Source organism: Pseudarthrobacter sp. NPDC055928, from assembly GCF_042270935.1.
Taxonomy (GTDB): domain Bacteria; phylum Actinomycetota; class Actinomycetes; order Actinomycetales; family Micrococcaceae; genus Arthrobacter.
The window spans coordinates 1-11,343 of sequence record NZ_JBHJZH010000004.1 but is presented as its reverse complement, the minus strand read 5'-3'; the positions used below and the strand labels follow the sequence as shown (position 1 = coordinate 11,343).

Here is an 11,343-nt window from a genome sequence, read left to right as displayed (position 1 = left end):
AGTGACGGGACTGCCTGCCGGGGTGGCAATCCGCAGGCTCGGTCCGGAGGATGCGGAGCTTTTCAATACGCTCTCAGAGGCTGACAACCTGTTTGACGAGGATCCCTCTGTGGCGCCGTCGGGGGCATTAACGCCCGACGGCGCCCGGGACTTCCTTGCCGATCCGTCAGTGCTGTTCTGGGTCGCCGAGCACGGCTCCCTGACTGTGGGCTTCCTGCACTGCTTTGTCCAGCGCAGGCGCACCGCCGGCCCCTGGGCCGAGCTCTTGCTGATGGAGATGGGTGTCCACCTCGATTGGCGACGCCAGGGAATCGGGTCCGCCCTGTTGTCGGCGATGGAGTTCTGGATGGCTGGCAGCGAGGTGTTGGAGGTCTGGGTTCCGGCGAACACCTATGCGGTGGGTTTCTACCTCAAATCAGGCTTCATCACGGACGAGGGCTCCATTCTGGTCAAGCAGCTTCATTGACTGGCTTTGGGGCCGCCGGCTCGTGAGAGTATGAACGCATGAGCGATCCGAAAGACACTCAGCCATCAGAAGCCCTCCCTGTGGAGGGCACAACTCTCGAGTCCGCAGGGCTTCCAGTGCAGGGTAGTGCCGAGGCAGGCGCCGGTGCGAAGTCGAAGACGAGCCTTCAGGACCTCGTGGACGAACCCGCGAAAGTCATGCGGATCGGCACGATGATCCGCCAGCTGCTGGAGGAAGTCAAAGCTGCGCCGCTGGACGATGCCGCCCGGGGACGCCTGGCCGAGATCCACGAACGCTCCATCAAGGAGCTGGAAGACGGGCTGGCGCCCGAGCTGATCGAGGAACTGGAACGGATCAGCCTGCCCTTTCCGGACAATGGCACGCCCTCCGACGCCGAGCTCCGCATCGCCCAGGCCCAGCTGGTGGGCTGGCTGGAAGGCCTTTTCCACGGAATCCAGGCGGCCATCGCGGCCCAGCATGCCGCGAGGGAGCACGCCGCAGCCCAGCTCCAGCTCAGGCAGCTTCCGCCGGGAACGGTGATTGCTCCGGGCGTCGTCATTGGCGAAAATGGTGAGCCGCAGCGTGCTTCTGCCGCAGCTCAGGGCCACGGACCTGGAAAGCCGGGACAGCCGGGACAGCCGCAGGAACCGGACCACGGTCCCGGCCAGTACCTGTAGGTTCTTGTTGGGATTCTTTACCGGCGCCCGCCAGGGGCGCAAAGACGACGCCGAACTTGGCAAGGGCCTGTGGCGTCGGGCCCACGACAGGTTCCATCGTGGCCTTGACCGGTACCACCAGGTGTTGGAGGGCGTCGAGGACGACCAGTTGTACGCCGAACTGGTTGAGATCGCCAACGAACTGGCAGGACTCCTTGACCGGGTCCGCCTGATCTGCGTGGAGGCCCAGCGCCGTTCGCCGAGCGACGGCCTGGACATTCCGGGGTCGCTCGCGGGCGTCCACCGCTCCCTTTCCAAAGCCGGAAATTCGCTGGCCACTACTGCAGAGGCGGCTGCGATGCTGCGCCTGGCCGTGGGCCCGGTTCCTGTGGGAGCCGCGTCCGTCCGGAGGCGCGCTGAATCAGTGTTCGAACAGGTGGCCGACGCCGAACGCCGCCTTGCCGAGGACGCCGCTGGTCCATAGCCCGAGAGTATTCCCGTTTACGCGTGTGGCTTAGCGGCCGCTATTTGGCTGCGGACGGGGCCGGACATTTGGCACGATGGCTGAATGACTTCTTCTACCCCCACACTTACTTTTAACGACGGACACACTATTCCCCAGCTCGGATACGGTGTGTGGCAGGTTGAGGACGGTGTCGCCGAGAAGGTTGTACGCCAGGCGTTCGAGGCTGGCTTCCGCCATATTGACACCGCCAAGATCTACGGCAACGAGGCAGGCGTTGGCCGCGCGATCGCGTCCTCCGGCCTTTCCGCCGAGGAAATCTTCATCACCACCAAGCTGTGGAACTCGGACCAGGGCTACGAGGCCACGCTGGCGGCCTTCGAGGAATCAATGGACAGGCTGGGCCTCGAGACGCTGGATCTGTACCTGATCCACTGGATGCAGCCCAAACAGGACAAGTACGTGGACACCTGGAAGGCATTGATTGAACTCCAGAAGCGCGGCCGTGTCCGCTCCATCGGTGTCTCGAACTTCACTATTGAGGGCCTGCAGCGCCTCATCGACGAAACCGGCGTGGCTCCGGCCATCCACCAGATAGAACTGCACCCGTACTTCAGCCAGCGGGAACTGCGTGAGTTCGGTGCGTCCGCGGGGATCCTCACCCAGGCGTGGTCTCCGCTCGGCCAGGGTGGCGAGCTCCTGGAAGATGAAATAGTGGCGGCCATTGCTGCCAAGCACCAGGCCAGCCCGGCGCAGGTGGTCATTGCCTGGCACTTGGCCGTAGGCAACGTGGTCATCCCGAAGTCGGTCACGGAATCCCGCATCCGGGAAAACTTTGCGGCGTTGGAGGTCACCCTCGACAGCGGCGACATTGAAGCCATTAACGGACTGGACCGGAGCGCACGCGGCGAGGGCCGCATCGGCCCGGACCCAGCAGTCTCCGACTTCGCCTAAAGCTCCAAAACAGGCGTGGCGCTCCCTGATGGAGTGCCGGCAGCCCTGCCCTCCCGGCTTGTCCGGGCTGGGCAGGGCTTTCTGTTTTATGCGGCGATCCGGGCCTGCTCGATTGCGACGGAGTCGATCACGGCCCAGGAGTCCTCAGCGGTGCAGGAGCGGTCCGCGAAGCGTTCGGCTTCTTCACGGGTGTCAAAGCTCTCTGACCGGATCCGGCCGCAATCGGCGTCGAAGTACGTGACGTGAAATTCCTGAACGAGTTGGTTTTCCATAAATCCAGTGTGCAACCGGGGTCTGACAATAACGGCGCATCAGCTCCGCGTGTTGCCCAGCCGGAGGACACGTTCACGCGCCAGCATTGCAGAGCGCTGCGCTTTGTCCGCCGCGCGGGCGGCCTGTTTGGCCTCCGCGGCAACAGTCTCCCGTAGCTTCCGCGTGCGTTCCAGCGCCTCCTCAGTGGCCTTGAGCCGGGAACGGAGTTCCTGTGCCTCGTGGGCGAGGCGTACAAAGTCGGCTTCCGCCGCCGCCAGCTCGTCGCGCCGTTCCTGTGCCTGCCGTGCTGCTTCGTCGGCGGCTCCAGCCGCCGTTCGCTCCGCGTCCTGGGCCTTTTCAAGGGCCGACGGCGACGCTGGCCGCGGTGCCTGCCGCACGGCCTGGAGGCGCGGCTTATCCGACTTAGCGGCAGACGGGACATCCGCCGTCGTATCCGGCTTCTTCCTTTTGGCGGGGATGCGTCCGGCCGCCTGTGGAGCTGCCACCGCCCCCGGGACGGCCACGGCGCCGTCGAGGTCAACGGTGTCCACGCCGTCGGCGGACAGGACCTGCAGGAGCCGCCCGCTCTGGACGGCGGCGGCCGCCCCTTCATCGGCTGTTACCGCCCGGAGCGTTTCTTCGACGGCGGTTGCCACGGTTCCGCTGATCCGTCGCCCATGCTGTTCCGCGACGGAGCAGGCGGCATCCACCGCTGAGGCCAGCAGCGTGCGGCGCTCCCGTCCCAGCTCCCTCATCTCAGCCGCGTCAAGGGAGGACTGGGCGGCGCGCATGCGTCCGCCCAACTCGTTGAGCTGAGCCAGGATGTCCGGCTGGTGCGCAGCGAGCATATTAACCGCCCAGGCAGCCACGGAAGGCTTGGGTAAGGCGCGCACGGCGGCGGGAAGTCCTTCTGCGGCTCCGGCTGCCTTCTTCGCTGCAGCCGTGCGGGCGGCTATGAACTCCTCGAGCGGCAGCGCGTAGAGTGCATTGGCAATTTCGGCCAGCTCGTGGTCATTCATGACGCCATCATAGGTTGGCTTCAGTGGGTGGGTCTTAACGCGCCAGTGGCATTTGGCCGGAGTTAGCTACGCGTCTTCGCCCACGGTGTCGCCATGCCGGTGGGCGACTTTCCATTCGCCGCCTTCGCGTCGGTAGACCTGGGTGGCCCGCAGGGTATACGTGCGCGGCGCACCGTTGACAGAGGCGGAGGTGTGTTCCAATCCGGCGGTATAGGCCATATTGCCCACAACGTCGTATGCCAGGAGCTCGAACTCATAGGAAGCGCAGTCGGAGAAGCCCGCTGCCAGCGCTGTGAATAGCCCGTCCAGTTCCTGCTGCCCGTGGGCATTGCGCCATGCACCCAGGACGCTGACGGGTTCGTTACGGGACCAGAGCGCCCGGCGTGGTCCTGAGTCGCCGTTGTGCAGGGCCAGTTCCGCCTGATACAGCGCGGACTTCACCCACGCCAGGAAGTCGTCGCGCTCGCTCATGCCTCAGTATGCCCCCGGCCCGGCCGCTTGCGCATCCTCAAAAATGCAGGGTCCGGCTTAACCAGCGAAAAACCCCGCGTCATCGTCGAAATCAACGACAACACGGGGTTTATCCCGAGCTTCCTATCAGAATCGAACTGATGACCTTTTCATTACGAGTGAAACGCTCTACCGACTGAGCTAAGGAAGCACCGCATGAGGTGACCGGAAGAAACCGGCTGCTTCATGCAAGAGTCAACTGTAATAGAGTCCCTGCGCCCGGGTCAAAATGGACGCCACGGCCTGCTCAGCAGACAGTGTTGTCGGCGGGAACCTTGCCTTCCACGAGGTAGCTGTCCACGGCGTCCCCAATGCAGTCGTTGGACCTGCCGTAGGCCGTGTGTCCCTCACCCTGCCAGGTCAGCAGGGACGCATTCCCCAGTTGCTTCCGCAGGGACGCTGCCCATTCCACTGGCGTGGCGGGGTCGCCCGTGGTCCCAATCACCACGATGGGGGCCTCACCGCTGTATTCCACGGGGGCAGGGGTCCGCACGCTCGAGAACGGCCAGTCCACGCAGTTCGTGCCTCCGTAGGCGAAGAAGTATCCCAAAGTGGGGGAGTCCTTCATCAGGCGCTGCTGCTCGGCACGCATGCCTGCCGTGTCCGAGACCATCGGGTAGTCCAGACAGTTGATGGCGTTGAACGCGAAGGTTGAGTTGGACGAGTACGTACCGTTCGAAGTGCGGTCCGCGCCGAGGTCGGCGAGCCGGAGCATCAGGCTCACGTCGCCCGTCATGGCGGCATCAAGGGCCTGGGTCAGGGCAGGCCAGCTTGCGTCGTTGTAGAGCGGCGTGATGAGTCCGCTGACTAACATGTTGGCATTCACCAGGCGTCCGTCCTTGGCCGTACGCGGCGTCTGCTGGACTGCGCCGATGAGGTCACGGATCTGCTGGACGCCGTCGTCCACGGTACCGTTCAGGGGGCAGCCGTCCTCCTGGAGGCAGTCGGCAACATAGGCCCGGATGGCCTTTTCAAAGGCACGGGCCTGCCCGCTGGTGAGTTCCTCATTGCTGATGGACGGATCCAGGGCGCCGTCCAGGACCATACGGCCCACGTTGTCAGGGAATAGCGAAGCATAAGTGGAGCCCAGGAACGTGCCATAGGAGTAACCCAGGTAGTTCAGCTTGTTGTCGTTGACAACGGCGCGCAGGATGTCCAGGTCCTTGGCCGAGCTGACGGTGTCGATGAGCCCCAGGGCCGGACCTGTCTGCTCGGCGCACTGAGCAGCGATGGCCTTGTTATCCGCCAAGGCGGCGGCCAGCCCGGCGTCGGTGTCTAGGGCGTAGATTTTGGCGCGGGCGGCGTCGCGTTCGGCATCGGTCATGCAGGTAACAGGGGACGACCGCTTCACGCCCCGGGGATCGAATCCCACCAGGTCATAGCTGTCGCGCACGGGCTTGGAAAAATGCGTGCCTGCAGCATCCTTGACGAAGTCGTAGCCGGATGCGCCCGGCCCTCCCGGGTTGACCAGCAGGGTCGCGGTCTTTTTGCCCGTACTCGCAGCCTTCAGGGCAGCAATCTGGATCGTCTCGCCGTCGGGCTTTTCGTAATCCATGGGCACGGTGATCTTGGCACATTGGAAGCCGCTTTCACAGGGCTCCCACACGACCTCCTGCGAGTAGAAGGAATCGAGTCCTTCCGGCGCCGCAGCGACGATCGACGGATCTGCCTTGGCTGTCGCGCTGCCCTGCTCCTGTTTCCCACCGTCAAAAAGGGTGCACGAAGCCAGCACCATGGCCAGGACCAGGGCGCCGGCGGCCCGCACTCCAATCCCCAGGGACCGGGGGCGTACGGGCAGGGGGCGAGCAGTCATCGAGAGTGTCTCCTTGTAAGGGGGCTAGATCAGGCTGGCTGCCATGGACTCAATAGTCAACAGCGGAGCAACGTTGGTAGTGGTGATGCGTTCCCGGGCTTTGTTGATTGCATCCATGCGGGCGAGGGTGACCTCCGGGGTGGACCGGGAGGCGAATTCCTCCAGTTCACCCCTCAGCTCAACGTTCACCAGCTCCACAGCATTCCCGAGCTGGATGATGAGTACGTCCCGGTAGAAGGAAAGCAGGTCCGTCAGGGTCCGGTCGAGGGAATCGGTGATGGAACGTTTGGCCCGCCGCTTCTGGTCGTCCTCGAGCTGTTTGACCTGGCTGCGCATTGCTGGCGGCAGCGTTCCCGATTCGGGCGCACCCAGCGTGGCAAGGAGTGCAGCCTTCTCGGCGGCGTCGCGCTCTTCGTTGGAGCTGTTCGCTTCTGTCGTTGCGATTTTCACCAGCTTTTCGGCCATCATCACGGCGGCGGTGACGCCGCGCAGCCCCAGCGGGAACTTCACTGTTTCCAGCCGGCGCTCCCGGGCCGCGGGGTCCCGGGCAAGGCGGCGGGCTATCCCCACATGGCTTTGGGCCGCCCGGGCGGCTTGTTCGGCGAGCGCCGAATCAACGCCGTCGCGCTTGACCAGCAGGGCGGCCACGTCCGCCGCAGGTGGCAGCCGGAGTGCCACGGCGCGGCAGCGGGAGCGGATGGTCACCAGCACGTCCGCCGGCGAGGGCGCGCACAGCATCCAGATGGTCCGCGGCGTGGGTTCCTCGATGGCTTTGAGCAGCACATTCGTGGTCCGTTCGGCCATCCGGTCCGCGTCTTCCACCACGATGATCCGCCATCGGCCGGACGAGGGCCTGTTCCCCGCCTTGGACACCAGTTCCCGGGCCTCATCAATGGTGATAGTGACCTTTTCGGTGCGGACGAACGTTACATCGGAATGCGTCTCGCCCAGGATGGTCAGGCAGGCGGGGCAGGTTCCACAGCCACGGCGGGTCACGTCGTCCTGGTCGCAGTTCAGCGCCGCTGCGAACGCCTTGGCAGCGTTGGAACGTCCCGAACCGGGCGGCCCTGTGAACAGCCAGGCATGGGTCAGCCCCTCGCCGAGGGAAGCCTGCCGGAGCTGTTCGACGACGGCGGGCTGGCCTTGGAGATCGTCCCAGACGCTCATGCCGCACCGCGGCCGGAGGAGGCGAGGAGCGCATCCACGCGGGCCAGGATCCGTGCCCCCAGTTCTGTCACGTCGAGGTGTGCGGGCAGCACCAAGTAGTCCTCAGGGCGGGACGCCGCGAGCTGGAGGAACGCTTCCCGGATATGGGCATGGAATTCATCGGCCTCGGATTCCAGGCGGTCCTCGGCTGCGTCCCCTGCGGTGCGGCGGCGGCGGCCGTCTGCCGGGTCCACGTCCAGCAGGACTGTCAGATCGGGGCGAAGGCCTTCGGTGGCCCATTCGTTGAGTAACCGGACCGCCTCGGTGCCAAGGTCACGGCCGGCACCCTGGTAGGCAACTGAGGAATCGATGTAGCGGTCCGTGAGGACGATGTCTCCCCGCTCCAGTGCGGGACGTATGACCTGGCCTGCATGTGCAGCGCGGGACGCCGCAAAAATAAGCGCCTCGGTGTGGGCATCGATGTGGCCGTGGCCGTGATCCAGTACCAGGGAACGTAGCTTCTCGCCGATGGGCGTGCCTCCAGGCTCCCGGGTCCGCAGCACTTTCAGGCCGCGGGATTCCAGGGCTTCGGCCAGCCGGGCCGCCTGCGTGGACTTGCCGGCGCCGTCGCCGCCTTCAAACGCGATAAAAAGCCCGGGGCTCTGGATAGTCACCTAACAAGCCTACCGACCCCACTGACATTCACCGACTGGGCCCTGGCCTGCTGCCGTCCCCGGGCGCACAGGTAACGGCTTTCTGGGGAGGCAGCGGTCCGAAGTACGCTAGCCCCATGAGTCTCACCCAACACCAGGCCGCGTCCCTTTCAGCCGACACCGTGGTTGTCGCCGCCGGCCGGCCGGCACGTGAGCGGGACGAACCGGTGAACCCGCCTATCGTGCTCTCTTCAACCTATTTCGGCACTGGACCGCTGGCCGACGGCGACCGCGGCTACGGCAGGTACGCCAACCCCACGTGGGACCCCTTTGAAGAGGCCCTCGGCCAGCTGGAAGGGTCCGCTCTGCCGGGCCTGTTGTACGCGTCGGGACTTGCGGCGGTCAGTTCAGCGCTGTCCCTGGTGCCCGCCGGCGGCGTCCTGGTCATGCCGTCCCACAGCTACTCGGGTTCGCTGGTGATGGCCGCAGAGCTTGCCCAGAAGGGCTTCATTGAGCTCCGCACAGTGGATATCGCCGACACGGAAGCGGTCAAGGAGCAGATCACCCCGAAGGGTCCGGACGCCCGAACGGCCAGCATGTTGTGGCTGGAAAGCCCCACCAATCCCATGCTGGGCATCGCCGATATTCCTGCCCTCACGGATGCCGCGCACCGGGCCGGGGCGATCGTTGTCACGGACAACACGTTCTCAACTCCGTTGGTGCAGCAGCCTCTGGCCCTGGGGTCAGACGTTGTCCTCCATTCCGTCACCAAGTACCTCGCAGGGCACTCCGACGTCGTCCTGGGTGCTTTGGTCACGCCAAACCCGGACATCCGCGCGGCGCTGCTGCACCACAGGACCATCCACGGGGCAATTGCCGGGCCGTTCGAAGCCTGGCTGGCGCTGCGCGGCCTGCGGACGCTGGCCCTGCGGATCGAACGCTCGCAGGAATCGGCGGCGGTCCTCGCCGAGCGGCTGGGCGCCCACTCGCGGGTCGAAAGCATCCACTTCCCCGGGCTTGCCGATGATCCCGGCCACGAACGGGCGAAGGCCCAGATGAAGGGCTTCGGATCGATCGTGTGCATCCAGATCGCGCCGGTCGGGGATCTCAGTGGCGCCGACGCCGCGGACACGCTTGTCCGTGCCCTGCAACTGTGGCTGCCTGCGACGTCCCTGGGTGGCGTGGAGTCCCTGATCGAACGGCGCCGCCGCCACACTGCCGAACCGCTGAGCGTTCCGGAGAACCTGGTGCGCCTCAGCGTCGGAATCGAAAACGTTGAGGACCTTTGGGCCGATTTGAAGCAGGCGCTCGACTCGCTGGAAGGCTAGGCTGGGATGGTGGACGGTCAAGTGATGATTTTTTATGTGGAGCGGGCAGTTTTCTTTGTCCTTGCCGTGGTGGCCCTCGGGCTTGAACTCTGGGCGCTGGTTGATTGCGCACGGCACAGGTCGAACGCTTTTGAAGCCACCGGCAAGCGGACCAAGACCTTCTGGCTCGCCCTCACCGGCGGTGCCACCCTCGTGGGCGTCTTCTCGCTCCTCGGCAGCGGCGGGGGCCTGTTCGGCACCCTGGGCCTCTTTGGCCTGGCCGCCGTGGTGGCCGCCTCGGTCTACCTCGCCGACGTCCGTCCTGCAGTGAAGGACGCCGGTCGCGGAGGCAGCCGCAACACCGGGCCCTACGGGCCGTGGTGACCTAGACACCCGGCGCTACAGCTTCCCAGCCCACTGTAAGTTCACCCAGGCGCCACCGCGAGGGTCCGTCCTGAACGGGCCAGCCGCCGTCGAGCAGTGTTTTGCACATCGCGTGCCAGCGCTGACGGTTTCCGAACGGCGCCAGCGGCGCCGATTCCAGCCATGCCCGGTCCATCGCCGCCATGAGGCCGTGGATACGTTCACCGGGGACATTCCTGTGGATCAGCGCTTTCGGCAGCCGTTCCGCCACCTCCGAGGGCAGCACAAAACTTCCGAACCGCACCGACATGCTCAAGGACAGCGGCCGCTCGCTGTCGAGGGCAATCCACGTCACGCGCCGGCCGATCTCGTCGCAGGTGCCGTCAATGAACAGTCCTCCGGGGGCGAGCCTGCCCTGAACCAGCCGCCAGATCCTTTCCACATCCGCTTCCTCATATTGGCGCAGCACGTTGAATGCGCGGACCAGCACCGGTCGGCCGGGCACGGGCAGTTCGAAACCGCCCACCAGGAAGCTCAGCCCGGGCTCTTCCAACTCCTTCGCGGCGCGGACACGCTCCGGTTCGATCTCGATGCCGCACACGCGGACGTCCGGCCGGATGGTGCGAAGGCGTTCAAAAAGTTCGACGGCGGTGGCGGGCGTTGCGCCATAGCCCAGGTCGACCACCAGGGGATCCTCTGCCATGCGCAGGCGCCTGGCCTGGGGGCCGGTGAGCCAGCGGTCCACGCGACGCATGCGGTTGGGGTTGGTAGTGCCGCGGGTAATGTTCCCCACCGGTTTGGCGGTCCTGTTCGTGCCGGCCATCTTGGGGGCGGCCACCCGTTCAGCTTTTTGAACCACCGCCCAACCCTATCCAACGTGACGGATCCGCGTGACCCTGCCCTGTAACGCTGGGCGGGCGGCAGCGGCGCTCAGCTAGGATGAAAATCATGACTTACAAGCTGATTCTGCTGCGCCACGGCCACAGCGAATGGAACGCCAAGAACCTGTTCACCGGCTGGGTGGATGTTGACCTGAACGACCAAGGCCGCGAGGAGGCAGCACGCGGCGGCGAGCTTCTGGTCGAGCACGATGTGCTCCCCGACATCCTTTACACATCGCTCCTGAAGCGGGCCATCAACACGGCCAACATCGCCCTGGACAAGGCCGACCGTGGCTGGATTCCCGTCAAGCGCGACTGGCGCCTGAACGAGCGCCACTATGGTGCGCTGCAGGGCAAGGACAAGGCACAGACCCTGGCCGAATACGGCGAGGAGCAGTTCATGGAATGGCGCCGGTCCTACGACACCCCGCCGCCGCCCCTGGACGACGACAGCGAGTTCTCCCAGGCGCACGATCCCCGCTACGCCGACCTCGGCGCGGCTCTCCCGCGCACCGAGTGCCTGAAGGACGTCCTGGTCCGCCTCCTGCCGTACTGGGAATCGGACATCAAGGAAGACCTCAAGACCGGCAAGACTGTCCTGGTCACGGCCCACGGCAACTCGCTGCGCGCCTTGGTCAAGCACCTTGACGGCATCAGCGACGAAGCGATCGCCAGCCTGAACATCCCCACCGGCATCCCGCTGGTCTACGACCTGGACGAGGACTTCCAGCCGGTCAAGCGCGGCGGCACGTACCTGGACCCGGATGCCGCTGCGGAAGCCATCCTGGCCGTAGCCAACCAGGGTAAGAAGTAGGAGTACCAAGCAAATAACGACGGCGGGCCGGTCACCTCAAGGTGAC

14 protein-coding genes and 1 tRNA gene are annotated in these 11,343 nt (G+C 65.3%); 7 read left to right on the top strand and 8 right to left on the bottom strand.

Annotation, left to right across the window (positions count from 1 at the left end):
* Position 1 precedes the first annotated feature (1 nt).
* The 4 genes from ACFC25_RS06820 (at position 2) to ACFC25_RS06805 (ending at position 2,539) form a co-directional block, all read left to right on the top strand.
* Positions 2–466: a GNAT family N-acetyltransferase gene (locus ACFC25_RS06820; RefSeq protein ID WP_376044561.1), complete on the top strand. Its 465-nt coding sequence runs from the start codon at positions 2–4 to the stop codon at positions 464–466.
* A 38-nt stretch (positions 467–504) separates the two neighbouring features.
* On the top strand, positions 505–1,143 hold the full coding sequence (locus ACFC25_RS06815) for a bacterial proteasome activator family protein (RefSeq protein WP_337348084.1): 639 nt from the start codon (positions 505–507) through the stop codon (positions 1,141–1,143).
* A 7-nt stretch (positions 1,144–1,150) separates the two neighbouring features.
* Entirely contained in the window at positions 1,151–1,606 is a 456-nt protein-coding gene (locus tag ACFC25_RS06810) for a hypothetical protein (RefSeq protein WP_337348085.1), read from the top strand.
* A gap of 84 nt (positions 1,607–1,690) precedes the next feature.
* Positions 1,691–2,539 (top strand): aldo/keto reductase, encoded by an 849-nt coding sequence (locus ACFC25_RS06805; RefSeq protein ID WP_376044560.1) that lies wholly within the window; start codon positions 1,691–1,693, stop codon positions 2,537–2,539.
* Between the two features lie 86 nt (positions 2,540–2,625).
* Here the strand turns inward: ACFC25_RS06805 and ACFC25_RS06800 are convergent, their stop codons facing one another.
* The 7 genes from ACFC25_RS06800 to tmk all read right to left on the bottom strand — a co-directional run bounded on the left by ACFC25_RS06800 (position 2,626) and on the right by tmk (position 7,953).
* Complete coding sequence (locus ACFC25_RS06800) at positions 2,626–2,811, bottom strand: hypothetical protein (protein WP_337348087.1); 186 nt, start codon at positions 2,809–2,811, stop codon at positions 2,626–2,628.
* Positions 2,812–2,850: 39 nt separating this feature from the next.
* The gene (locus tag ACFC25_RS06795; RefSeq protein ID WP_376044559.1) at positions 2,851–3,810 is read right to left on the bottom strand and encodes a hypothetical protein; all 960 of its coding nucleotides are present in this window, start codon (positions 3,808–3,810) and stop codon (positions 2,851–2,853) included.
* 66 nt (positions 3,811–3,876) lie between these two features.
* Positions 3,877–4,281, bottom strand: coding sequence for a nuclear transport factor 2 family protein (locus tag ACFC25_RS06790; protein ID WP_337351945.1), 405 nt, complete (start codon positions 4,279–4,281; stop codon positions 3,877–3,879).
* A gap of 117 nt (positions 4,282–4,398) precedes the next feature.
* Positions 4,399–4,471: transfer RNA gene (locus ACFC25_RS06785), tRNA-Thr, on the bottom strand.
* A gap of 96 nt (positions 4,472–4,567) precedes the next feature.
* Positions 4,568–6,133, bottom strand: a complete 1,566-nt coding sequence (locus ACFC25_RS06780) for an alpha/beta hydrolase (protein WP_376044558.1) — start codon at positions 6,131–6,133, stop codon at positions 4,568–4,570.
* 24 nt (positions 6,134–6,157) lie between these two features.
* Positions 6,158–7,300: a DNA polymerase III subunit delta' gene (locus ACFC25_RS06775; RefSeq protein WP_337351947.1), complete on the bottom strand. Its 1,143-nt coding sequence runs from the start codon at positions 7,298–7,300 to the stop codon at positions 6,158–6,160.
* Entirely contained in the window at positions 7,297–7,953 is a 657-nt protein-coding gene (gene tmk / locus ACFC25_RS06770) for a dTMP kinase (protein ID WP_337351948.1), read from the bottom strand. The genes ACFC25_RS06775 and tmk overlap by 4 nt, the downstream gene beginning before the upstream one ends.
* Before the next feature lie 116 nt (positions 7,954–8,069).
* On the opposite strand from tmk, the gene ACFC25_RS06765 reads away from it, so the two are divergent.
* On the top strand, positions 8,070–9,260 hold the full coding sequence (locus ACFC25_RS06765; protein ID WP_337351949.1) for an aminotransferase class I/II-fold pyridoxal phosphate-dependent enzyme: 1,191 nt from the start codon (positions 8,070–8,072) through the stop codon (positions 9,258–9,260).
* Between the two features lie 6 nt (positions 9,261–9,266).
* Positions 9,267–9,623: a DUF2516 family protein gene (locus ACFC25_RS06760; RefSeq protein WP_376044557.1), complete on the top strand. Its 357-nt coding sequence runs from the start codon at positions 9,267–9,269 to the stop codon at positions 9,621–9,623.
* A 1-nt stretch (position 9,624) separates the two neighbouring features.
* On the opposite strand, the gene ACFC25_RS06755 is transcribed toward ACFC25_RS06760, so the two are convergent.
* Positions 9,625–10,461 (bottom strand): class I SAM-dependent methyltransferase, encoded by an 837-nt coding sequence (locus ACFC25_RS06755; RefSeq protein WP_337351950.1) that lies wholly within the window; start codon positions 10,459–10,461, stop codon positions 9,625–9,627.
* A gap of 89 nt (positions 10,462–10,550) precedes the next feature.
* On the opposite strand from ACFC25_RS06755, the gene ACFC25_RS06750 reads away from it, so the two are divergent.
* A complete protein-coding gene (locus ACFC25_RS06750) occupies positions 10,551–11,297 on the top strand; it encodes a phosphoglyceromutase (RefSeq protein WP_337348095.1) in 747 nt (248 codons plus the stop codon).
* Positions 11,298–11,343 lie beyond the last annotated feature (46 nt).

What these genes read in the sequence shown, in the direction of transcription:
- ACFC25_RS06815 (WP_337348084.1), top strand. Translation starts at nt 505, where the DNA reads ATGAGCGATCCGAAAGACACTCAGCCATCAGAAGCCCTCCCTGTGGAG.
- ACFC25_RS06805 (WP_376044560.1), top strand. Translation starts at nt 1,691, where the DNA reads ATGACTTCTTCTACCCCCACACTTACTTTTAACGACGGACACACTATT.
- ACFC25_RS06800 (WP_337348087.1), bottom strand. Translation starts at nt 2,811, where the DNA reads ATGGAAAACCAACTCGTTCAGGAATTTCACGTCACGTACTTCGACGCC.
- ACFC25_RS06795 (WP_376044559.1), bottom strand. Translation starts at nt 3,810, where the DNA reads ATGAATGACCACGAGCTGGCCGAAATTGCCAATGCACTCTACGCGCTG.
- ACFC25_RS06790 (WP_337351945.1), bottom strand. Translation starts at nt 4,281, where the DNA reads ATGAGCGAGCGCGACGACTTCCTGGCGTGGGTGAAGTCCGCGCTGTAT.
- ACFC25_RS06780 (WP_376044558.1), bottom strand. Translation starts at nt 6,133, where the DNA reads ATGACTGCTCGCCCCCTGCCCGTACGCCCCCGGTCCCTGGGGATTGGA.
- ACFC25_RS06775 (WP_337351947.1), bottom strand. Translation starts at nt 7,300, where the DNA reads ATGAGCGTCTGGGACGATCTCCAAGGCCAGCCCGCCGTCGTCGAACAG.
- ACFC25_RS06765 (WP_337351949.1), top strand. Translation starts at nt 8,070, where the DNA reads ATGAGTCTCACCCAACACCAGGCCGCGTCCCTTTCAGCCGACACCGTG.
- ACFC25_RS06760 (WP_376044557.1), top strand. Translation starts at nt 9,267, where the DNA reads ATGGTGGACGGTCAAGTGATGATTTTTTATGTGGAGCGGGCAGTTTTC.
- ACFC25_RS06750 (WP_337348095.1), top strand. Translation starts at nt 10,551, where the DNA reads ATGACTTACAAGCTGATTCTGCTGCGCCACGGCCACAGCGAATGGAAC.